This window comes from Bacillus sp. ME78 (assembly GCF_903970865.1).
GTDB classification, from domain to species: domain Bacteria; phylum Bacillota; class Bacilli; order Bacillales; family Bacillaceae_G; genus Bacillus_A; species Bacillus_A cereus.
Genome location: NZ_CAJCKK010000045.1, coordinates 1 through 20,239, shown reverse-complemented (window position 1 = coordinate 20,239; position 20,239 = coordinate 1). Strand labels below are relative to the sequence as shown.

The following is a 20,239-nucleotide window of genomic DNA, read 5'->3' as shown; positions in this document are numbered from 1 at the left end:
AAAGGAACCGTGATGAAAAGAACTTTAACTATTTTTATGTTAACTATAATACTTTTAATAAGCTTTAGTTCATGCTCTAAAAAGGATAACTCATTTCCTGCAAACGGTGTATTAATTATTGGAGATGAAAATAATATTTCACCAATTATTAATCGTTATCAGGAAATTACGAAAGAAAATGAAGTGTTTTCTGTGAAAAAAGGTGAAGTTGGAAATGGACATGTATTAATTTTAAATGAATCTACAGCACTAGCACTGATTAAAGAAAAAATTTTTCATAAACGAGGTAATGGCTCCAATTATATTTTAGATACGTTACCAAAATTCCCAAAAGAAGGATCACTATTGTTTACAAATGAAGACGAAAAGACTATGAAAAGTATTAAAATAGAAGGAAATGAGATTCCTGTTACATACGATAGTGACACTTGGATAGGAAACACTCGTAAATATCCAACGCAATCGTATGTGATTGTAGCAAAAAATAGCGTATATAAGGAAATAAAAGCAAATGAAACGAAAATGCACCTTCTTCAATTAAAGAAATCTCTAGGTGATGAAAGACCTAAAATGTCGACAGATAATACAATGGTTAATGAAAATGTCAAAGTAAAAAAGCTAATTAAAGGTTTGGAAGGAGAAGTATCTTTTCAATTTGTAACGATTGGCGAAAAACCTTAAAAAAGAGTTCGGAGTTGATAAAAATTTCATCAGCTTCGAACTCTTTTTAGTTTATAGACAAATCAATTATTATGCTTTACATTACTTCATTTAATCGAGTCTCGTTTGTTTCCTCAATCCCATTTGAATTTTGAACTGAATTATTTTGGGCTTCTTTTTCTTTACGAGCCTTTTGTAGCATTTCAAGGATGATCCATAAAGGAACGCCTTTATCCTTTAACATCTTCCATAAATCTAATTCATTAAATTTATGCTCAGGCTGTTTCATTTCTTTTTCAGATGAACGAATATCAAACTTGATAGGATCATTTACTTTCTTACTTTCAAGTTTAGTAGAAGAGATAGTATTATGCTCAAGAGTAGATGGAGTTATTTTAGTAGGTTGAGATAATGTATGAATATTTGATCCGATTTGCATGATTTTTCCTCCTTTTCAAGCAATGAGATTAGTTTTCTTATGGTTTTTAAATCTTTTTAACATGAGGAAACTATATCTAATTATAAATCTAAATAAATAGATTTACAAGTTATATTGTAAAAAGTAAATATTTACTTGAATTAATATTTATCAACATTTGTATATGTTTTCTATATATACAACGTATATAAAATACTTTACATTATGTTTAAGTTGTTAAATTATTCTGTTAATTTTTCAAAAAGAAAAATGTAAACGTTTTATTAGGGGGGAGAAAGTATGGGGAAGTTATTTTTAAAAATATGTTTTTTCGCATTAGTGACCGTATGTTCATTCGCAGCGAAAATATCATACGCTGAAGAAAGGCAACAAAATAATTATCCTATCATATTGGTGAATGGATTTGCTGGATGGGGTAGGGAAGAAATGCTGGGCGTAAAATATTGGGGTGGTGTTCATGATATACAGGAAGATTTGAAACGAAATGGTTATATGGTACATACCGCAGCTGTTGGACCTGTTTCTAGTAACTGGGATCGTGCATGTGAATTGTATGCACAAATTAACGGTGGGACAGTAGACTATGGTGCCGTACATGCTGAGAAACATGGACATAATCGTTTTGGCAGAACTTATAGTGGTTTTGCACCGAATTGGACTGAAACAAATAAAGTTCATTTAGTTGGACATAGCATGGGTGGACAAACGATTAGAACATTAGTACAGCTATTAAAAGAAGGTAGTTTTGAAGAAAAGAATTATGTGAAAAATCACCCAAACACCAAAATATCACCACTATTTGAAGGCGGAAAATCATATGTTCATAGTGTTACAACATTAGCAACCCCTCACAACGGTACAACACTTGCGGATGGGAGTCTTCTGCTACCGTTCGTTAAAGATTTACTCATTACAACTGCAAGCTTCGGAGGAAACAATAATTTATCGTTATATGATTTCAAATTGGATCAATGGGGTATAAAGAAGAATGCTGGAGAGTCCTTTTTCCAATATAGTAATCGTATTCTAAATAGTTCACTTTGGAAAAATACAAAAGATATAAGTCAATGGGATTTAAGTACAGATGGTGCAAAGGAGTTAAATAATTGGGTAAAGACACAACCGGATGTGTATTACTTATCCTATAGTGGACATGCATCACAAGCAGCACCTATAACAGGTTTACATTTACCTCATATAACGATGAATAAAGTGTTGATGGGGAATGCGTTTTTCTTAGGTTCTTATGCGAGATATGAAGAAAACCGTCCGTTAGTTGATACTTCTTGGTGGCAAAATGATGGTGTAGTAAATACAAATTCCATGATTGCACCATCTTCTAATGTTGCTGTAAATAATAATGAGTCATTACAGGTTGGAAAATGGAATCATATCGAAACGAAAGCGAATTGGGACCATCTCGACATGGTAGGGTTAAGTGTTTCAGACTCGTTAGGTTTTTCTAGCATTCAAGAGTTTTATAGAACAATTGCTGAAAAGCTATCACGTTTACCAAAATAGGTAATAATAAAGCGCTCTCGATGGAATTCGAGAGCGCTTTATATTATATTGAAAGAGGGATTTGGTAGAAAAATATGGGGGGATATTATGAAAATTCAAGTTGTATTATCAGGATACGGAACAGTAGGCAGAGAGTTTATAAAATTATTAAATGAAAAATATTCATATATATATGAAACATATGGGATTCAATTAGTTGTAAGTGGCGTATTAGGGAGAAATATTGCAATACATAATGAAGAAGGCTTATCTCTTCATCATTTATTGATGTATGGTGGCGGTACCGCTGCAATTGAAAAATATTTAGAGTATCATCCGAAGGAACGTGCAATAACTAGCATAAGTGGTACTGTATTGGTAGAATCAACGGTTACAAATCTTAAAGATGGAAATCCAGGGAAACAATATATGAAACAAGCGATTGAGAAACAGATGGATATAGTAGCAATTTCTAAAGGTGCGCTCGTTACAAACTGGAGAGAAATAAATGAAGCAGCAAGAGGCGCAAATGTACGAATTCGATATAGCGGTGCAACAGCCGCTGCACTACCGACACTAGATATTGGACAATTTAGTTTAGCCGGTTGCAGTATTGATAAAATAGAAGGAATATTAAATGGAACAACTAATTATATTCTTACGAAAATGTATGAGGAAGATATGACATTTGAAGAAGCGCTGAAAGAAGCACAAAATAAAGGGATTGCTGAGACAAACCCTATATTAGATATAAGTGGTTCAGATAGTGCGTGTAAATTGTTACTTTTGACTAACAGCTTAATGGAAACAGAGAAAACACTTACTGATATACATATAAAAGGAATCGAGCACGTTACAAAACAGCAAATACAAAATGCTAAGAAACAACATAAAATTATTAAATTAATAGCATCAATATATAAGGATGAGGGTGGCAATGTGAATTTAAATGTTGAACCGTGCGAAATAGAAAAAGATCATCCGTTAGCAAAAGTAAATGGGAGCGAAAAAGGAATTACGTTCTTTACAGATACGATGGGACAAGTTACTACGATTGGTGGGGCTTCTAATCCACGAGGCGCTGCAGCTGCAGCTTTAAAAGATGTAATTAACTTATATCGAAAAGATTTGTAAGACCGTACCGCCCTTTATAAAAAATACATATGTCGTGGACCTTTTGAGAATGAAATAAATATGCAAAAATGATTGCAGGGGGTAAGGAATTGTTTAAGGATTTTAAAGTTGTTAAAGATCGTCCCGTTTATATTCAATTAAAAGACTATTTGAAAAAGATGATTATGAAAGGGCATTTGCTCGGGGATCAAAAAATCCCATCAACAAGGGAACTAAGTGAATTACTAAGTGTGAGTAGAAACACTGTACTCGCTGCTTATGCAGATTTAGAGCAAGAAGGACTCATTTATGCAGTTAAAGGAAAAGGGAACTTTGTTGCGAAGGTGGATATATCTAACACTTCGTCTGTTGAAATAGATTGGAAAAATAAACTTAATACAGTGACCGCATTAGCGGACGAATTAGATTTAATGAAACATGGTGTTCGTTGGGAAAAGGGAATGATTGTTTTTAATAGTATAGCCCCGGATGAGAAGCTATTTGATGTTGAAAATTTCAAAAGAGCTTTTCTTACTCGTATGTCCATTGAAGGGGACATCGTATTGAACTACGGATATGCAAAGGGATATAGACCGTTAATGAATTATTTACTTCATTACATGGAAATGAAAGGTGTAGACATTTCGAATAAAGATATTCTAATTACAAATGGATTTACAGAAGGGTTGGATATTGTACTCTCTTCTTTATCAAAAAAATCCGGGCGTGTCATTTGTGAGAATCCAACTCACCACGCTGCACTTAAGCTTTTCCGTTTACATGGGCTTGAAGTTCATGGGATTGATATGCATGAGGATGGTATTGATACGAATGAAGTTGAAAAAAGTTTGCGTGAAAAAGATTTTGATTTTGCTTATTTAATTCCTTCTTATCATAATCCAACCGGTATTGTTACGAGTTCAGAGAAAAGAACGGAATTGATGAGGTTATTCTCAAAATACAACGTTCCTATTATAGAGGACGGATTTAATGAAGAATTACGTTATTCAGGTTCACATTTAGCTCCATTATTAACTTTTGCTGGTGCTGGCAATAATGTGATTTATATTAGTAGCTTTTCAAAGGTACTTTTCCCTGGTTTACGTGTAGGGTGGATTATTGCAGATAAAGAGCTGATTCATTATTTGGAAAGCGTAAAAAGAGCAAGAACGATTCACACATCTACGCTAGATCAAGCTGTTCTGTTTCAATATTTACATGAGGGATATTTTGAAAAATATTTAAAAAAGGCAAGATCTGTTTATAAGAAAAAATATGAGTTAGCTGTCGGGGCATGTAACCAGTACATTCCTTTCAAAAGAATGACTGGAGATGGTGGACTGCATTTATTTATAGAGCTAGAAGAGCATATGAACGCCCGCACACTTTTACAAAAGTGTTATGAGAAAGGCGTTACGTTTTCACCTGGAGATGTTTTTTACTCTGATGGAGAAGGAGCGAACACTTTCCGATTAGGGTTTTCGCGCTTGAAAGAAGAAGAAATAGTTCGGGGAATTAAAATAATTGGTGATACATTAAAAAATGAAAATTGGAGTTGAGAAAATGAAAATCGGTGTTATTATGGGCGGGGTATCGTCTGAAAAACAAGTTTCAATTATGACCGGGAATGAAATGATTGCTCATTTAGATAAAAATAAGTATGAAATAGTCCCAATTACATTAAATGAAAAAATGGATTTAATTGAAAAAGCGAAAGACATTGACTTTGCATTGCTCGCATTACACGGAAAATACGGAGAAGATGGGACAGTTCAAGGAACACTGGAGAGTTTAGGGATTCCTTATAGCGGAAGTAATATGTTATCTAGTAGTATATGTATGGATAAAAATATTTCGAAAAAGATTTTACGTTATGAAGGTGTAGAAACACCAGATTGGATTGAACTTACAAAAATGGAGGATCTAAATTTTGATGAGTTAGATAAGTTAGGATTTCCATTAGTGGTAAAACCAAACTCCGGCGGATCGAGTGTCGGGGTGAAAATCGTTTACAATAAAAATGAATTGATCTCAATGCTAGAAACTGTATTCGAATGGGATTCTGAAGTAGTAATTGAGAAGTATATAAAAGGTGATGAAATTACATGTTCTATTCTGGATGGAAAACAGTTACCTATAGTTTCAATTCGACATGCAGCCGAGTTCTTTGATTACAATGCAAAATATGATGATACTAGTACAGTTGAGGAAGTTATCGAACTTCCAGCAGAAATTAATGAACGTGTAAATAAAGCTTCACTGGCTTGTTATAAAGCATTAAAATGTAGTGTTTATGCAAGAGTTGATATGATGGTGAAGGACGGAATTCCATATGTAATGGAAATTAATACATTACCAGGGATGACACAATCAAGCCTATTGCCCAAAAGTGCAGAAGCAGCGGGAATTAGTTATAGCAAACTATTAGATATGATTATTGAAACATCATTAAAAGTTAGAAATGAAGAAGGGTTTTAAGGAGATTATATAACTAATTCTTTTGACAGTTTCACGAAGTATGCTATGATGGATACATTATAAAAACAAAATATTTATCCACTAGGGGGGCCTTTTATAGGCTGAGATCAAATGTGATTTTGAGACTCTTAGTACCTGATCTGGTTAATGCCAGCGTAGGGAAGTGGGAAAGACGTTGCTATTTAATGAGTAAATAAATACTGTCAATTTCACTTTCTTTACGCCTGTAAAGAAAGTTTTTTTATTTTATAGCTTTAATAATTGTGGATAAATACTTATATTTTATACATTATTGGAGGGATTTAAATGACTTTTTCACAATCATTACGTAAAGAAGTAGATTCAATTTGGGAAGCGAGTTTTAACCATCCTTTTGTAAAAAAACTTGGTGAAGGAACATTAGATTTAGCTAGTTTTCGCTATTATGTGCTTCAAGATTCATATTATTTGAGTCATTTTGCTAGAGTACAAACTTTAGGAGCTGCAAAAGCTCTTGAATTAGAGACGACAGCTCGTATGGCACATCATGCTCAAAATACATATGAGGCCGAGTTATCTTTACATGAGAATTTTGCTAAAAAGCTAGGGATAACAAAAGAAGAAAAAGATAATTTTATTCCTGCGCCAACTGCATATGCGTATACTTCACATATGTATCGTGCTGCGTATGAAGGGCATTTAGGAGATATCATTGCAGCAATTTTACCTTGCTATTGGTTGTATTATGAAATTGGCGAACACTTAAAAGAGTGCCAGCCGGAAGAGCCAATTTATAACGAATGGATTTCTGCTTATGGATCTGATTGGTTCCGTACGTTAGTTGAAGAACAAATTACACGTTTAGATACTATCGCTGAAAATGTAACAGAGGCAGACCGCAAACGTATGAAACAGCATTTTATTATTAGCAGTCAATATGAATATTCATTTTGGGAAATGGCTTATACATTAGAAAAGTGGCCAGTGGATAAAGACGTAAAAGACGTAATTGGATAAGGAATAGAAGTAATGTTATAGATAGGTATGGATAATATCTATCTATATATTTTTTCTTGTCAAATTTGCGTAAAGTCATTAGTGCTACGGATATGGCGAAATGGAATATCGATAATTTAGCTCATTTACTTGTCTACGCATTAACTGGATAAACTTCTGTCACATTTATTTTACAATCAAAGAACGTAAATGTTGGTGGTATGAAGTTAAATAAGAAAAGAAACCCGAGCTGTTAGCTGTAACGGAGTTGTTTTTTCTTTGCAGGAATTTCTAAATTATCATGGAGTGTTGTTAATACGATATGCAAATATGCATATCGTATTTTTTTGAGTTCTTTATGTGTTAAAATTAGATATAAAGATATAGAAATATAAAGAAGCAAAAGCAGGAATATCCAATGAATTTTGAGAGGTGTTATATGTTTACAAATAAGAAATTAATTCGATTTGGTTTATCGTTGTTTGTATTTTTAGGGATAATTAATTTTACAATCAGCTATTTCCAAACATATCTTGAAACAGCAGCAGATATTAAATGGGTAATTCCAGAAATTTGGAAAACTATTTTACTAGATGTTCCTCAATGTATACTTGTTCTTTTAGGCGCAATTGCTTTATATGATTTCACAAAAGAGGCATCACAAAAAGACGCATCAATCTAAGTGTGTCTTTTTTCTATTAGGAATTTCATAGAGAGTTTTGCTGGAGAAATAGAATGAAAAGCCCTAATAAGGGCTTTTTTCTTTGTAGGAATTTCTTATCCGTCATAGAAACCAGTTACTTGGAGGTGTTATAGCGAAAGGCATTTACAGTACAGAAAAATCTAAGCGGCAGACGGAAATATATAGGATATGACAACATAATTATTGAGAAATTAATTGAATTTAGTAGGTATGAAGATATGACGCTAGAATTCATATTTTTTAATTTTTATTTATCCCGCATTAACGGGCTGTTCGTAAAAGCCTGATTGGTGAGGGCTAATAATCAGCGGGGGATGAACTCCCCCCACTGATTAAAGTTTCACTTTATAAAAATGAGCCCATAGCAAAAATAGGTATATGAACAAGGTGCATCATTTAGTGATAAGTCATACTTTGTTGGTGTACGTATTGAACTTAGTTTATAGCACTATTTTTACTTAGATGTAACGAACAGAAATATAGGGAAGCATTAATGAGGTTGTATTTTATAAACGGAGGTTATGAAAATGAATCAGTTTCAACAAGAACTACAAGCGTTAAGTCTTAATGATTACCGGTCTGGAAATATTGTCTATTGGGACCAGCAAAACCAATATCCATATTACTATATTGAAGATGCTGCTCGTCGCTGTGGCGGTTGTGGTCGTTGTGGTGGTTGTGGTGGAGGTCGTTGTGGCGGATTCCGTTGTGGTGGATTCCGTTGTATTGGTTGCTTCGGTTGTTTTGGTTGCGGAGGTTGTGGAGGTTGTGGTGGTTGCTCTAACTGTTTTGATGGTTTTAGTGGTACTACTGATACTACTGGTACTATTATAACGTATGAATATTGATTGCATTTATCCTGCTATTTGCAGGGCAGTAAGACCCTAAAAAAATTCAGCGGGAGCAAAGAGAAGTTAGGTGGCGGACTACCCATAAAAGCCCAATTGGTGAGGGCTAATTAAAGTTTCACCTTATCAATTAAAAAACATTAGTTTTATATATGTACGTGCCGACAAAGAATATAGCCATTATTATAATGGATATATTCAATCATTCAAGTGAAAGAGTAACAATAAGATATATAGGTGTAATCAAGAGGTGATGGATAAAGCAATGACTAGATTTAAAATCTAATCATTGCTTTTTTCTTATGGTTTTATCATCAAATATCTGTCTGGTTTAGGGATTGATTCCTTCTAGCTAATGAATTCATTACAACTTTGTAAGGTTAATGTAATGTTAATCGATAGTAAATGAAGATGCTTGAGTGTAATTTAAATAAGATTAAAAAGTACTGTTTATCTATAAAATAATCGGGTAAATAATATGTAATTAGGAAGTGTATGAATATGATTGAACTAAAATCTATTATCCATTCGTATAAACTAAAGAGAAAAATAGCTAAAGATTTATACGGAAAAAGAGATGAATTGACACTGTTATTAAATGAATTTAATAAAATGAAATGTACAGTAACATCTGAAAAGAAGAAAAACAATATATTATCTCGTTTGCAACTAATTTATCAAAATATGAAATTAGATAAGCAGTATCCTCTATCAGTTGCTTTTGATAGTAAATTATTGGAGCGATTAGAAAAAGAACCTCTACATACTATTGAGGATGGTGTAACATGTTTACATCTAATGTTAGATGTGAATTATGAGAAAATAAAACAATATGGTTCGAGTACAAGTAGGTCATTTGTTCCATTATCGCAGTCTTCTATTTGTCTTGCTGATTGTATTTGTTTAACAGGAGTTGTAGTAGGTTTACTAGGAGCAATTTCATTTGGGGGATTACTGTTATCTATATGTTCAATTACATAAAGGTTGATATTTGTAAAAAGGGCACCGAATTAAGGTGTTCTTTTTTGGTTTTTTTGTAAAGATATTGTAAATGATAAGTACAATGCATTAAGTGTAATGTATAATTCGAATGTATCGAAATTCAAATATAATAGAGGTGTTATACATGATAATTACTTTGAATTTTTAAAAGGGTCGGTTTGATAATAATTTATGTAGATAAACAGTTTTTACGTTTCTTTTAAATACTTGGTTTAAATGGATTAGATTAAGTAACTATTGTTCTAGCTTTTTGATAATCAAGACAACTGAAGAAAGGAAGGAATCATTTTATGAAAAAATTAAGGCTGCTAACATTTGAAAATATAGTAGAACCCCTTTTAAATGAAAAGGTATCATTTATATACTTTCCTATTGAATGGCTGGACATCGTAGAGATACATTATAAGACATTTTTATTAACGAGTAAGTTGAAACGTTTGAATGAAAGATTGTATGATATGTTTTCGGATATATTGTTTATTCAGCATAACCCGTACGTATTAAATGAAAATACACCATGGATTGTATCGAAAGAACCTATTAGACAAGAGCAACTCGATTATATTTTTCAAAGTTGGTATGAGATTATTCATGATTGGAAACCAAATAGATTAGTAGAACCACCAAAATATGAATGGCAATCCGATTTGATTTCTAATTTGCCAGTACTACATGATAATGAAACGTATTCTAAGTGGGTGCCCGCTTTAATCTCACATATTTTTTGTGAGCGTCCTATATATTTAGAAAATACAAATGAAGAAGAAATCTATTTTTCCCCTCTTAGATCACAAAATATTTGTGAGGCGATGTCAGGGCCGATAAAAGATGAAAAAACACAAGATTTTTTCTCCTATGTATATCGATTCGAATGCATAACCCGCGGTGGTGAGAACGCTCCATTATTAAATATTTCAATAGGGATTCGGAGATTTTATCAAGAATATAAGATGATAGGTCAAACAAACCTTAATATGACAATGTTTGTTTGACTTTTTTTGATAAAATGCAAACATTTTGCAAACATAGGTTATCCAAAGATACTTTTACCGAAGTTTTTAACTGCTTCTTCTTGCATATTCGGTAAAACATGAGAATAGACACTTAATGTCATTGAAATATCTGTATGACCTAATCTCTCACTGATGATTTTAGGATTAACTCCTTGTTTCAATAGTATAGTAGCGTGTGTATGTCTTAAATCATGGAATTTAATTTCTTTTATACCAACTTTGTGTGTCGCCCTAATGAAACTTTTTCTGAAATGTGCTCTTTTTATGATTCTTCCAAACTCATTACAATTTATTAAATCTTGATCTAGATAAGCAGAACCAAATCTTAATTTCTCTTTATTAATTAAAATCTTATGTTTTTTTAAGGCTGCTATTGTTTCATTAGGTACAGGAATTGTGCGTTTTGACGAATTTGTTTTTGCAGTTTTTTTGATTTTATTGTCATGACCAGATGTTTGATTTATTGTAACTGTATGTTTTTCAAAATCAATGTCCTGCCATCGTAAACCTAGAACTTCTCCCAAACGCATACCTGTAGTTATTGCAAGTAGATATCCAATGTGATATCGTGATTCTTGTGAATGAGCTAAAAACTTTTTTACTTCTTCCTCTGTCCAAGTCTGGATAGGGGTTTTTTCTTTTTTAGGTATCTCAGCAAAATCTGCTGGATTTCGAGAGATAATATTTTGTTTTACAGCTAGGTTTAAAGCACTCTTTAAAATTCTATGCATAAGCAGAACGGAATTATTTGTAATACCTTTATCTATCGCAGTCTTATAGCATTTTTGAATGTGCATAACATTTAATTTATGGAGTGCGACCATTCCTATACTAGGTATAACATGTTGGTTGATAAATGCCCTATAGCCAGCAAAGGTACTCTTTTGTATACTCATACTTTTAATTTCTAGCCAATGATTTAGGTAATCTTTTAGCGTAACTTTAGATGGCTCTATAAAAGTTCCTTCATTCAACTCTGTAATTTTCTTTGCCACATCAGCCTGTGCTTCTTTTTTTGTCTTATACCCAGAAAACCACTTCTGTCTTCTTTTTCCTGTCTCTGGATCAGGCCCGATATCAATAACAATACAATACTTATTTCCTCTTTTTCGAATATGTCCTTTCACTTAAAACACTCCTTCATTTGTTTTGAATCATGTTGTATAAGTCTAGTTGTAATTTTGCTGCTATGAAAATTACATAGTTGGACATATCAGCGATGGATATATTCTACCATATATAAACAAATTCAGTTATAGGATATGATTGTCATCCAATGTTCAATAATAGTAAAATATTAATAGAATTGGATAAAGGGGGATGTAAGACTATGAGAAAATTCACAAATGATCCAGGCGGCGGTGGATGGGATATAAGTTTAGACCCTGGAACAGGCATATAGTACATAGGTGGAGCTTAACGGCTCTTTTTTTATTGTAGAAAAAAGAGCCGTTAGGCTCCCTTGAGAAACGTTGATATATAACGATTTTAAAACTTTCTCAATAAGAATCAGATAACTACACGACTGAATTTTGGAAAAAATGTGATATTATGAAAATAATAAAATAAACGGACGTGAAAAAGACCTACGACTGTGCAAGTGGTGCTCGCAACACCCTTACACCGTCATCCCTAAACGCGCTAGGGAAAACACTTGTCATAAGTCTCAAACATAATTATAACACATAACCTAGATATAATGGCACGTTTTCCTGTAAACATAAGACATCTAGGGTAACGTTGTCTTTTTTGTCCATAAGGAGGACAAGGATTGTGCAAGTTTTATTGGATTTAAATGACATGCAGGAGTGTCTAAAATCAAATGGTTATACAAATCGTAAATTGGCAACACGTTTTAAAGTAACGCATACAACAGTCAATAGTTATTTTAAGAAGCAAGGTAAATTTGATTTTATGCACTTGGTTGATGCGCTGAAGCTATATAAGCCTAAAAATGTTGATTTTAGAAGGGAATGCATCAAAGAGTGTATACCTAAACTATCACATAAAAATTTGAAATTAGCATTAGAAGTGTTAGATATGTTTGGAGAATATGATCTTCAAGACCTAGTAATTCAACGAATAATGAGTTTTAAAACTAATAAAAATAAAAGCGAAGAAGAAAAGAAAAAAGGCAATTCAAAAACTGTAAGGATAAATTTAAATTTGGTTCCATTATACAAAACATTAAGAGAAAGAAGTGAAAATACAACTACTCCTAAGAGGTTCTTTGAGAAAGTTGATAAAATGAGAAAAAATCAAAAATACTCAGATAACGAGCTGGTAATAATATCTGTTTTAAATACAATTTACTCTTTTTTTGATTTAGGTAATTACAAGATGGTCAATGAACATATTCAGCAATTATTACCGGACATCTTGGGAATTAAATGTCATACATTAAGAGATTCTCTTTTATTAAGAATAAAAGAAATGGAAGTTTTCGTTGCACTTCACGAAAATAATTTAGACGAATCACGTGAATTATGTTTTGAAATAATAAATGATCAAAGTAATTGCTATGTCAGCACAAAGGCAGTAGCATATTGCAAAATTGGAGAAAGTTATGTTTTCTCTGATTATCAAAATGCTAAAGAGTACATGGAGAAATCATTAAATATAATTGGTGTTCCAGTGAATAAAAAATTAGAAGTAAGAAGAGAAAAAGTACTTAATACACTATTATTTTTAAGAATATATCATGAAAAAGATTTACATACCATTAACCCAGAAAATCTAGATGATGCTGAAAAAGCATTCTTATATGTAAAGCTAGGTGAAAATCAAAAAGCGATTAAAATTTTACAAGCTTTACAAAATACAAATGGATATCTTAGTAGTTTTCAATTGTACTATATGGGGCTTGCGGTCGGAGGAGAAGAAGGGAAGAAATACCTAGAAATGTCTATAGAAAGTTTTTCTAAATCAGGTGATTATTTCTATATATTCCTACCAAAGACAGCATTGAAATGTTATAATTGAATTATACAAAAAGGGTGGTGAAACGCTTGAAAAATAAGTTTTTGAAAATAGTTTTCACTATTGCTACTGTAGCTTGTCTTTCTATCACAGCTTTTCAGGTGACAGAAAAAGATAAGGTGCAAAGTGCTAAAGAACAAAAAACAACTTTATATATGATTGATCCAGGCCCAGGAGGCGGGTAATTAATATAATATTAGAAATGACACTATCAAATTGGTAGTGTCATTTCTACTTTATAGGGAATGGAAACATTTTGACTGAAACGACAAAAACTTTCCACTTTAAGACGGTTAATATATAAAACAGGATGTAAGGGGAGAATTAAGGATGACGAAAGAGGAAATTGTAATCCTATTTTTAGATACTGTGAAAGAATATGCACCAGATCAATTAGAAGAATATATAGCAGAAATTAAAAAAATAGCCATTCCTAATTAAGGGGCTATTTTTCTGTTTTATTATGGTGTTTGCTAAGAGCTTGAGCGATAGCTAACATTTGTTCTAACGCCATATCTTCTTTATCCTTTGGCAGCGGTTCTAGCCATTCCATGATTTCTTTGAATTTTTTATATTTATCATCACTAGAGTCGTCATCTTTATTTTCTCCGTACAAATAATTTACAGGTACATTAAATCTTTTCGCTATCTTTTCTATGGTTTCACGACTTGGGAATGCTTTTCCATTTTCAAACTTTGAAACAGTCCCTTTAGTTAAATCCACTTCTTTTCCGAATTGTTCTTGATTCATTTTGTTATCTATTCGAATTTGTTTAATTCTATCCTTCATTTCCATATTTAAATACTCCCCTTTTTACGATATATCGTAAATTACGTTAATTACATTATAAAGTTTCCTAGCAAGAAACGTAAAGAGTAAAAAAAGTTTCCTTCTCTGAAATTTTTTTGTTAAAAACACTTGAAGTTTCACGTTATGAAACTTATAATGAGTTTGTAAGCATCAGAAGGGAGTGATCAGATGCAAAATCAAAAACAACTAACGGCACTTCAAAAAGCTTTTGAAGATTCTGGTCTTAAATATCATGAATTAGCTAATATGGTTGGTATATCAAAGTCTTACTGCTATAAAATTATAAATTATAATCTAAGAGTTTATTATGATGTAGCTGTAAAAATATCAAATGTTTTAGGTAAAGAAACCGACATTCTATTTAATGAACAGGAAAAAAATTTTGAATATGAAGTTTCATTGGGTGAAACTAAAGGGGGTGAAAAAAATGAGCCAATTACAAGTTTTGCAACATCCAGTAAATGAGTTTGTTTTTATGGAAGGGAATTAAGTTGTTCATGATGGTGGAAAGAAACTTTTCGCAGCAACTTGGAGAGACGTAAAATCAGCGTTTGCAGTAAACAGTTATTGCAACATTTTACAGAAAGATTTCAATGAAGAGATATCATACATAAAAGCATGACGGCCAAGGTTAGTATGATTATCCATCGTTAATATAATTTTGGAAGGAGAAAAAAGAAATGGGATTAGATCAAATCATTAAAGAATCAATCCGCGAAGTTGTTCGAGAGGAGATACAAGCTGCTTTAGCGCAGTTCCAACAACAATCACAACCAAACAAAGTAATGAGGGTGAAAGAAGCAGCAGAATATCTCAATATCGCTGTTTGTAGAATGTATGAATTAGCAAGTCATCCACAGTTTCCAGTGATTAGGGAAGGGCGCAAATTACTTTTCCTACAAAAGGATTTAGAAGCTTGGCTTGAAACACAAAAGGAGGTGATTTAGTGGAAGATACAACATCGTTAGTTATATTCGCAATGTTTATCGCGTGCAGCGCATTGTTACTTTACATTACTTATGAACCAATAAAACAGTGGGCTTGGAGTGACGTAAAACAAAATAAAAAGACCCATGGCAGTGGGTCCTTTAAGAAAAAACAGTTGTTATAAGTATATCACGAAAAGTAGGGAAATAGTAGATGCGTCTAACTGAATATCAAGTGCTATTACCTAATAAGTTTTGGAACTTAGCAAAGAGCAGGGATGAATTAAAGCAAATGATTGAACAGTATTTCAAGGCTGGTTATCCGCATTATGAAATTCAACGAATTATCAAAAGTGGACAAGTATATGTGGCGGTTTGTACAAGGAGGTAAATAAATGGCAACATTTCGAGTTAGTAAAAGTAAAAATTACACAACCATTAATAATACAGGTCTTCGAGATGAACGTTTAAGTTGGAAAGCAAAAGGAATATTGGCTTACATTTTATCGTTACCAGATGATTGGGTGTTTTACATGGAGGAAATATCTACTCATGCGAAAGATGGAATTGATAGTTTAAGAGTAGGAATGAAAGAACTAAAAAAATTCGGTTATGTTAGAAGGTTTCCTGTAAAAAACGAAAAGGGAAAGATTACTAACTGGGAGACAATTATTTATGAAGTTCCACAAGTGGAGAATCCAGATATGGAAAATCCACAAGTGGGAAAATCACAAATGGAAGTTCCATTTATGGAAAATCCCAAGCTACTAAATACTAAAGAACTAAGTACTAATAAACAAAATACTAATATACAAAGTTGTAGTAGCATCTTCTCTTTCTACGAAAATAATTTCGGTATTTTAAATTCATTCATAGCCGAAAGTATTTCACAATGGGTAAACGATACAAGCGAAAAACTTGTACAAGCAGCTATGGAGCGTGCTTTGAAACAGCAGAAGAAATGGAATTATGCTGAGGGGATTTTAAAACAGTGGGTTAATAAAAACATTCGTACTTTAGCTGATGTTAATGCAGCAGAAATAGAGTTTAAGAACAAAGGTAAAAAAGGAGCGAATAGAAATGGCAACACCAATGAAAAAATTGGCGGAATCCCTGGAATCGAAGGTGAATTACCATTCTGATCAATGTATGAATCACTCCTATGTAATAGGTGGACAAACAATCATTAAGCCAATTCAAATGATTATTTATCAAGGAAAGCCTGTTTGCCCAAGATGTGTAGTTGAGCAAAACGATAAGGTTTTGGAAGAACAAGCTAACGCTCATTATAAGAAGATTAGCCGTTTACAGAAATTCAACATGCTGGAAAAAGCTAGTGTTATTACAAATAAGAAAATTCCTCTTTCAAGATTATCTGATTACAGAACAGGATGTGATGAAACGATTAGTCACAAGAAAGCTGTAGAAGAAACCTTGGAGGATTTAAAGAACGGAGAAATAAGAAAAGTTGTATTTACAGGAAATCAAGGGACGGCAAAAAGTTTCCTAGCATACAGCATGCTTCATGAATTAAATCAATATTTTTGGGATGTCAGTCAAAAAGAAGAAAATTATCATCTTATGAAAAGTTGCTTGTACGTTGAATTAGAAGCAATAACAAGAATGATTATGGATTCTTTTGATGATAAGAGCAGTAAATATACACTTCAATATTTCGTTCAATTAATTGGACAAGCTGATTTTGTAGTATTAGATGATCTTGGGGCAGAAAGTGGTTCAACGGATTCAAATAGACAGGCATCTGATTTCATACAACGCCTGTTATATGCGGTATCAAATGCTAGACAGGGAATGAGTACATTTACCACAACAAACTTTACTGGAAAAAAACTTTTTAATAAATACGATGCTAAGACCGTTAGTCGTTTATTAGGTGATTCAAAGGTACTGAAATTTACGACAGCTGATCAAAGGCTTGCAAACTTAGGTTTCTAATAAGGAGGAATAAGCATGTGTGTATTATGTCATGATACAGGAATTATTCGTAAAGAAACTTATCCAGGTGTGATTGAAACGAGCGGTTGTAATTGTGAAGTGGCAATACAGCAGCAAGAAGAAAATGATAAGCGTTGGCAAGCATGGTTAGTGAAATTCGAATCAATGAAACAAGAGCTGCAACGGAATCAACAACAAAAAGTTAGCTAACAAGAAAAAGGGGGATTTCAGTCTTATGAAGCCTACGAAAGTTGAAATCGATGTTACTGATAATAAAATTTATGTGGTCAAGAATGGTGAGGTTACGCTACTGAATCCTCCAGTAACAGGATTCGGGGAACAAGTAATTACTTGGCAAGGTGGAAAAGTTGATCGTGTTTCAACTACGATCACGGAAAAAATTAAATAACTGGGGATGCGATTATGAAGCAATTAACTATTGATGATGTTATAGGGAGTTTCCGCTACAACGCTATAAGCACCAGTGAAAAGTTTTTCAATCCAAGCTTTGAAGTACATTTTTACGATAAAGAGGAACGGCAAAAGATGGATTGCTTTGATGCTAGGAGTGAAGCTGAAGCTTGGGATGCAACAATAGAAGAGCATGGGAAAGGTATTCAGAAGATTAGGATAACTCATTCGAAGCGTACCAGATCAGAATTTCTGGAACTAGACTAGGAGGGATAGAGAAAATGAAAAAGGTAATTGAAGAATATATCAATCATTTAAAACAGTCAGCAGTAGAGAACAGAAAGGAATCAGACAAAGCGTATGAAAATGGCGATTTAGGTTTATCAGGATACTTACGTGGGCAATGGATTGCTAATGAAGGAATAGCAACTGCGTTAAAGACTATCTTAACTCAACACAGAGAGGAAAATATGAGTTCAAATTTAATAAAGTAAGACCAAATTTGAATTTTGTATAGAAACGAGGGGATGAGATGAATGAAGTCAAAGCGCCAATAGATGAATGTCCTCATTGTGGCTCTAGTAAAGGATATTATACGAAAGTACAAATATCTGGTTCGTCTAATTGGGAACATAATTTCGATGGAAGTGAACGTGATAACGGGGCATTTCATGATTTTCTAAATTATAAGGAAAGTAAATTTGCGTATTGTATTGATTGCAATAAAAGAATTTTTAAAATGGCTGATTTATAGCCAAAGCGTTATTTGAATAGAAAATAGCAGGTAATTAACTAACTTACCTGCCGTGTGCCTAAACAGTTCGGAGGAGCAAACCCCGTTTTGAAAGAGTGTAGTCATGGGAAACTGACTTGTAGTTAGTATGTGTAAGGTAAAGGAGATTATTCGTAAAGGGGAATGAAAAAAGAGCACATATCAAATATGTACTCTTGAAAAAAGGAGGCTCCTATAAGCGATGAAACATAATACTACAACATATGCTTGCCTTATTTTAAGGTGCAAAGAATATAACAAAATAGTTATTTGAATACAAAAAAAGAGCGTACAAATGAGTAGGCTCTTAGAAAGATAAGCTTTATGAGCATTGAATTATCATATATATTTTATGCTTCATAATCGTGTAAACAACATTGAATAAAAAGAGCACCTTTTCATGTTGTTTTTTCTAAAGGGGTTCTATGAGTGACAAGCTGTCGCATCAATAATACATGTTTGTCCGGTTTAAATGTGAAAAGTTATTTAACAAATAGTTACTTTAATCAAATTAAAAGATTAGAAATTATCTTCCCTAAGTGATTCAAAAAAGTTAAGAATAGTTGCTTTATGGATCACATTTCTAACCAATTTAATCATCCTACCTGAAAAATACTTAAACTTGCAGATACATTTGTTAACGAGCCACCATCACTATTTGTGAGAGTGATAGTACCTGCTGAAGAGATATTATTTATTAAAGTTAATGTCGAAGGAACAGCTGTTACTGTAAAAGCAACAGTACCATGATTTATTGAATGGGGTGATCCCGTTCCAAATCGACCACCTGGAATTGGTGTACCGTTTAGTGCAAAGGAAAATTGATTTTCACGAGCAGCTTCTAATTGAAACTCTGTTACATATGTTCCTATTGTATTAATTATAATATTTCCAGTACCCGTTATGTGGGTAAGGGAAGTCCCTACTATAGGGCCATTTGTATTAAAAGTAACATTACCTCCCGCTACAATTGACTGATTAGTTGTATCAAAAACATATAGATAGTTTGTTAATCCTACACCGGCGGAGCCAGTGGGCCCGGTAGAACCAGTGGGCCCGGTAGAGCCAGTAGAACCAGTAGAACCAGTAGAACCAGTAGAACCAGTAGAACCAGTAGAGCCAGTAGGTCCAGTGGGCCCGGTAGAGCCGGTAGAACCAGTAGAACCAGTAGGTCCAGTAGGATAGTGGGGGAGGATAATATTTTTAATATCCATAAGGGAGAATTTATTGAGTATATCTTTGTATTTATAATCTATCAAAATCACCTCACTTGTATGTTTAGCGAAATAGTATAATAACTTTTTATTAATATCTCATTTTTATAGTATTAATTCTTTTGGTATTGGAAACAGCAAATAAATACCATAAGGCATTATTTTTTAATCTCAATAAAATCCTTATTTCATAACAAATGAAAAAAAGCACGCAGCTAAGCATGCTCATTGACAAGAAAGGTAGATTTTTATGAATGGATGCCTCCATACAATAACATATGCTTGTCCTGTTAAAAGGTGAAAAAATTTTTAATAAAATCGTTATTTTAATTAGTTCAGCCCCTTGAAGGGCGCTCCAAGGGGCGAAGATTCGAGAACTTGTAAACTCTTGTTTAATTACATGAAAACTCCCTAAGGAGAATCTATGATATTTTAACAC

At 33.0% G+C, this 20,239-nt stretch carries 27 protein-coding genes, 2 pseudogenes and 1 riboswitch; of the genes and pseudogenes, 25 read left to right on the top strand and 4 right to left on the bottom strand.

Going from position 1 to position 20,239, the window contains the following annotated elements; all coding sequences use genetic code 11:
• Positions 1 to 12: 12 nt before the first annotated feature.
• Positions 13 to 681: a lipoprotein BA_5634 family protein gene (locus H6481_RS26640; protein WP_063547372.1), complete on the top strand. Its 669-nt coding sequence runs from the start codon at positions 13 to 15 to the stop codon at positions 679 to 681.
• Between the two features lie 76 nt (positions 682 to 757).
• On the opposite strand, the gene H6481_RS26635 is transcribed toward H6481_RS26640, so the two are convergent.
• Positions 758 to 1,099 carry a DUF3914 domain-containing protein gene (locus H6481_RS26635; protein ID WP_048657145.1) on the bottom strand — a complete coding sequence of 114 codons (342 nt, stop codon included), beginning with the start codon at positions 1,097 to 1,099 and terminating at the stop codon, positions 758 to 760.
• A 279-nt stretch (positions 1,100 to 1,378) separates the two neighbouring features.
• Here H6481_RS26635 and H6481_RS26630 point away from each other — a divergent pair, with 279 nt between their 5' ends.
• The 10 genes and pseudogenes from H6481_RS26630 to H6481_RS26585 all read left to right on the top strand — a co-directional run bounded on the left by H6481_RS26630 (position 1,379) and on the right by H6481_RS26585 (position 10,710).
• Positions 1,379 to 2,620, top strand: a complete 1,242-nt coding sequence (locus tag H6481_RS26630; protein ID WP_098400630.1) for a lipase — start codon at positions 1,379 to 1,381, stop codon at positions 2,618 to 2,620.
• An 87-nt stretch (positions 2,621 to 2,707) separates the two neighbouring features.
• Positions 2,708 to 3,733: a homoserine dehydrogenase gene (locus H6481_RS26625; protein ID WP_063547373.1), complete on the top strand. Its 1,026-nt coding sequence runs from the start codon at positions 2,708 to 2,710 to the stop codon at positions 3,731 to 3,733.
• Between the two features lie 89 nt (positions 3,734 to 3,822).
• Positions 3,823 to 5,271 carry a PLP-dependent aminotransferase family protein gene (locus H6481_RS26620; protein ID WP_000471611.1) on the top strand — a complete coding sequence of 483 codons (1,449 nt, stop codon included), beginning with the start codon at positions 3,823 to 3,825 and terminating at the stop codon, positions 5,269 to 5,271.
• Between the two features lie 4 nt (positions 5,272 to 5,275).
• Entirely contained in the window at positions 5,276 to 6,190 is a 915-nt protein-coding gene (locus H6481_RS26615) for a D-alanine--D-alanine ligase (RefSeq protein WP_063549318.1), read from the top strand.
• Positions 6,191 to 6,263: 73 nt separating this feature from the next.
• Positions 6,264 to 6,369: riboswitch (TPP riboswitch) on the top strand.
• Positions 6,370 to 6,496: 127 nt separating this feature from the next.
• Entirely contained in the window at positions 6,497 to 7,186 is a 690-nt protein-coding gene (gene tenA / locus H6481_RS26610; protein ID WP_000144507.1) for a thiaminase II, read from the top strand.
• Positions 7,187 to 7,583: 397 nt separating this feature from the next.
• Positions 7,584 to 7,847: a DUF3937 family protein gene (locus H6481_RS26605; protein WP_182813640.1), complete on the top strand. Its 264-nt coding sequence runs from the start codon at positions 7,584 to 7,586 to the stop codon at positions 7,845 to 7,847.
• 548 nt (positions 7,848 to 8,395) lie between these two features.
• Entirely contained in the window at positions 8,396 to 8,716 is a 321-nt protein-coding gene (locus H6481_RS26600) for a heterocycloanthracin/sonorensin family bacteriocin (protein ID WP_069355632.1), read from the top strand.
• A gap of 149 nt (positions 8,717 to 8,865) precedes the next feature.
• A pseudogene (locus tag H6481_RS26595) lies at positions 8,866 to 9,002 on the top strand (site-specific integrase); the annotation flags it as partial.
• Between the two features lie 209 nt (positions 9,003 to 9,211).
• Entirely contained in the window at positions 9,212 to 9,697 is a 486-nt protein-coding gene (locus H6481_RS26590) for a hypothetical protein (protein ID WP_002041181.1), read from the top strand.
• 311 nt (positions 9,698 to 10,008) lie between these two features.
• Entirely contained in the window at positions 10,009 to 10,710 is a 702-nt protein-coding gene (locus tag H6481_RS26585; RefSeq protein WP_078400807.1) for a DUF3962 domain-containing protein, read from the top strand.
• A 38-nt stretch (positions 10,711 to 10,748) separates the two neighbouring features.
• Here H6481_RS26585 and H6481_RS26580 read toward each other — a convergent pair whose 3' ends face one another.
• Complete coding sequence (locus tag H6481_RS26580) at positions 10,749 to 11,858, bottom strand: tyrosine-type recombinase/integrase (RefSeq protein ID WP_078400808.1); 1,110 nt, start codon at positions 11,856 to 11,858, stop codon at positions 10,749 to 10,751.
• A gap of 646 nt (positions 11,859 to 12,504) precedes the next feature.
• Here H6481_RS26580 and H6481_RS26575 point away from each other — a divergent pair.
• Both H6481_RS26575 and H6481_RS26570 read left to right on the top strand, forming a co-directional pair.
• Positions 12,505 to 13,713 carry an AimR family lysis-lysogeny pheromone receptor gene (locus H6481_RS26575; RefSeq protein ID WP_078400809.1) on the top strand — a complete coding sequence of 403 codons (1,209 nt, stop codon included), beginning with the start codon at positions 12,505 to 12,507 and terminating at the stop codon, positions 13,711 to 13,713.
• A 26-nt stretch (positions 13,714 to 13,739) separates the two neighbouring features.
• Positions 13,740 to 13,895 (top strand): hypothetical protein, encoded by a 156-nt coding sequence (locus H6481_RS26570; protein WP_179118717.1) that lies wholly within the window; start codon positions 13,740 to 13,742, stop codon positions 13,893 to 13,895.
• Between the two features lie 260 nt (positions 13,896 to 14,155).
• Here the strand turns inward: H6481_RS26570 and H6481_RS26565 are convergent, their stop codons facing one another.
• Positions 14,156 to 14,506, bottom strand: a complete 351-nt coding sequence (locus H6481_RS26565) for a helix-turn-helix transcriptional regulator (RefSeq protein ID WP_000425256.1) — start codon at positions 14,504 to 14,506, stop codon at positions 14,156 to 14,158.
• 183 nt (positions 14,507 to 14,689) lie between these two features.
• On the opposite strand from H6481_RS26565, the gene H6481_RS26560 reads away from it, so the two are divergent.
• From H6481_RS26560 to H6481_RS26505, 12 genes and pseudogenes are all read left to right on the top strand, one after another.
• Positions 14,690 to 14,986: a helix-turn-helix transcriptional regulator gene (locus H6481_RS26560; protein ID WP_061139252.1), complete on the top strand. Its 297-nt coding sequence runs from the start codon at positions 14,690 to 14,692 to the stop codon at positions 14,984 to 14,986.
• Between the two features lie 55 nt (positions 14,987 to 15,041).
• Positions 15,042 to 15,143: pseudogene (locus H6481_RS29020) on the top strand (ORF6C domain-containing protein); the annotation flags it as partial.
• A gap of 58 nt (positions 15,144 to 15,201) precedes the next feature.
• Positions 15,202 to 15,468, top strand: coding sequence for a helix-turn-helix domain-containing protein (locus H6481_RS26550; RefSeq protein ID WP_000522024.1), 267 nt, complete (start codon positions 15,202 to 15,204; stop codon positions 15,466 to 15,468).
• Positions 15,468 to 15,632, top strand: coding sequence for a hypothetical protein (locus H6481_RS26545; protein WP_000390298.1), 165 nt, complete (start codon positions 15,468 to 15,470; stop codon positions 15,630 to 15,632). Before H6481_RS26550 ends, H6481_RS26545 begins: the two co-directional genes overlap by 1 nt.
• Before the next feature lie 29 nt (positions 15,633 to 15,661).
• A complete protein-coding gene (locus H6481_RS26540; RefSeq protein WP_001241130.1) occupies positions 15,662 to 15,838 on the top strand; it encodes a hypothetical protein in 177 nt (58 codons plus the stop codon).
• A gap of 4 nt (positions 15,839 to 15,842) precedes the next feature.
• Positions 15,843 to 16,589, top strand: a complete 747-nt coding sequence (locus tag H6481_RS26535; RefSeq protein WP_078400811.1) for a DnaD domain protein — start codon at positions 15,843 to 15,845, stop codon at positions 16,587 to 16,589.
• The gene (locus H6481_RS26530; protein WP_078404556.1) at positions 16,528 to 17,403 is read left to right on the top strand and encodes an ATP-binding protein; all 876 of its coding nucleotides are present in this window, start codon (positions 16,528 to 16,530) and stop codon (positions 17,401 to 17,403) included. The genes H6481_RS26535 and H6481_RS26530 overlap by 62 nt, the downstream gene beginning before the upstream one ends.
• Positions 17,404 to 17,418: 15 nt before the next feature.
• The gene (locus H6481_RS26525) at positions 17,419 to 17,613 is read left to right on the top strand and encodes a hypothetical protein (protein WP_016124626.1); all 195 of its coding nucleotides are present in this window, start codon (positions 17,419 to 17,421) and stop codon (positions 17,611 to 17,613) included.
• A 25-nt stretch (positions 17,614 to 17,638) separates the two neighbouring features.
• On the top strand, positions 17,639 to 17,812 hold the full coding sequence (locus tag H6481_RS26520; protein WP_000805171.1) for a DUF3954 domain-containing protein: 174 nt from the start codon (positions 17,639 to 17,641) through the stop codon (positions 17,810 to 17,812).
• A 14-nt stretch (positions 17,813 to 17,826) separates the two neighbouring features.
• A complete protein-coding gene (locus H6481_RS26515) occupies positions 17,827 to 18,081 on the top strand; it encodes a hypothetical protein (RefSeq protein ID WP_000811858.1) in 255 nt (84 codons plus the stop codon).
• 14 nt (positions 18,082 to 18,095) lie between these two features.
• The gene (locus H6481_RS26510; RefSeq protein ID WP_053564389.1) at positions 18,096 to 18,308 is read left to right on the top strand and encodes a hypothetical protein; all 213 of its coding nucleotides are present in this window, start codon (positions 18,096 to 18,098) and stop codon (positions 18,306 to 18,308) included.
• Positions 18,309 to 18,346: 38 nt separating this feature from the next.
• Complete coding sequence (locus H6481_RS26505; protein ID WP_053565501.1) at positions 18,347 to 18,568, top strand: hypothetical protein; 222 nt, start codon at positions 18,347 to 18,349, stop codon at positions 18,566 to 18,568.
• 614 nt (positions 18,569 to 19,182) lie between these two features.
• Here the strand turns inward: H6481_RS26505 and H6481_RS26500 are convergent.
• A complete protein-coding gene (locus H6481_RS26500) occupies positions 19,183 to 19,845 on the bottom strand; it encodes a collagen-like protein (RefSeq protein ID WP_220464105.1) in 663 nt (220 codons plus the stop codon).
• Positions 19,846 to 20,239 lie beyond the last annotated feature (394 nt).

What these genes read in the sequence shown, in the direction of transcription:
- H6481_RS26640 (WP_063547372.1), top strand. Translation starts at nt 13, where the DNA reads ATGAAAAGAACTTTAACTATTTTTATGTTAACTATAATACTTTTAATA.
- H6481_RS26635 (WP_048657145.1), bottom strand. Translation starts at nt 1,099, where the DNA reads ATGCAAATCGGATCAAATATTCATACATTATCTCAACCTACTAAAATA.
- H6481_RS26630 (WP_098400630.1), top strand. Translation starts at nt 1,379, where the DNA reads ATGGGGAAGTTATTTTTAAAAATATGTTTTTTCGCATTAGTGACCGTA.
- H6481_RS26625 (WP_063547373.1), top strand. Translation starts at nt 2,708, where the DNA reads ATGAAAATTCAAGTTGTATTATCAGGATACGGAACAGTAGGCAGAGAG.
- H6481_RS26615 (WP_063549318.1), top strand. Translation starts at nt 5,276, where the DNA reads ATGAAAATCGGTGTTATTATGGGCGGGGTATCGTCTGAAAAACAAGTT.
- tenA (WP_000144507.1), top strand. Translation starts at nt 6,497, where the DNA reads ATGACTTTTTCACAATCATTACGTAAAGAAGTAGATTCAATTTGGGAA.
- H6481_RS26605 (WP_182813640.1), top strand. Translation starts at nt 7,584, where the DNA reads ATGAATTTTGAGAGGTGTTATATGTTTACAAATAAGAAATTAATTCGA.
- H6481_RS26600 (WP_069355632.1), top strand. Translation starts at nt 8,396, where the DNA reads ATGAATCAGTTTCAACAAGAACTACAAGCGTTAAGTCTTAATGATTAC.
- H6481_RS26590 (WP_002041181.1), top strand. Translation starts at nt 9,212, where the DNA reads ATGAATATGATTGAACTAAAATCTATTATCCATTCGTATAAACTAAAG.
- H6481_RS26585 (WP_078400807.1), top strand. Translation starts at nt 10,009, where the DNA reads ATGAAAAAATTAAGGCTGCTAACATTTGAAAATATAGTAGAACCCCTT.
- H6481_RS26565 (WP_000425256.1), bottom strand. Translation starts at nt 14,506, where the DNA reads ATGGAAATGAAGGATAGAATTAAACAAATTCGAATAGATAACAAAATG.
- H6481_RS26560 (WP_061139252.1), top strand. Translation starts at nt 14,690, where the DNA reads ATGCAAAATCAAAAACAACTAACGGCACTTCAAAAAGCTTTTGAAGAT.
- H6481_RS26550 (WP_000522024.1), top strand. Translation starts at nt 15,202, where the DNA reads ATGGGATTAGATCAAATCATTAAAGAATCAATCCGCGAAGTTGTTCGA.
- H6481_RS26540 (WP_001241130.1), top strand. Translation starts at nt 15,662, where the DNA reads ATGCGTCTAACTGAATATCAAGTGCTATTACCTAATAAGTTTTGGAAC.
- H6481_RS26535 (WP_078400811.1), top strand. Translation starts at nt 15,843, where the DNA reads ATGGCAACATTTCGAGTTAGTAAAAGTAAAAATTACACAACCATTAAT.
- H6481_RS26530 (WP_078404556.1), top strand. Translation starts at nt 16,528, where the DNA reads ATGGCAACACCAATGAAAAAATTGGCGGAATCCCTGGAATCGAAGGTG.
- H6481_RS26525 (WP_016124626.1), top strand. Translation starts at nt 17,419, where the DNA reads ATGTGTGTATTATGTCATGATACAGGAATTATTCGTAAAGAAACTTAT.
- H6481_RS26520 (WP_000805171.1), top strand. Translation starts at nt 17,639, where the DNA reads ATGAAGCCTACGAAAGTTGAAATCGATGTTACTGATAATAAAATTTAT.
- H6481_RS26515 (WP_000811858.1), top strand. Translation starts at nt 17,827, where the DNA reads ATGAAGCAATTAACTATTGATGATGTTATAGGGAGTTTCCGCTACAAC.
- H6481_RS26510 (WP_053564389.1), top strand. Translation starts at nt 18,096, where the DNA reads ATGAAAAAGGTAATTGAAGAATATATCAATCATTTAAAACAGTCAGCA.
- H6481_RS26505 (WP_053565501.1), top strand. Translation starts at nt 18,347, where the DNA reads ATGAATGAAGTCAAAGCGCCAATAGATGAATGTCCTCATTGTGGCTCT.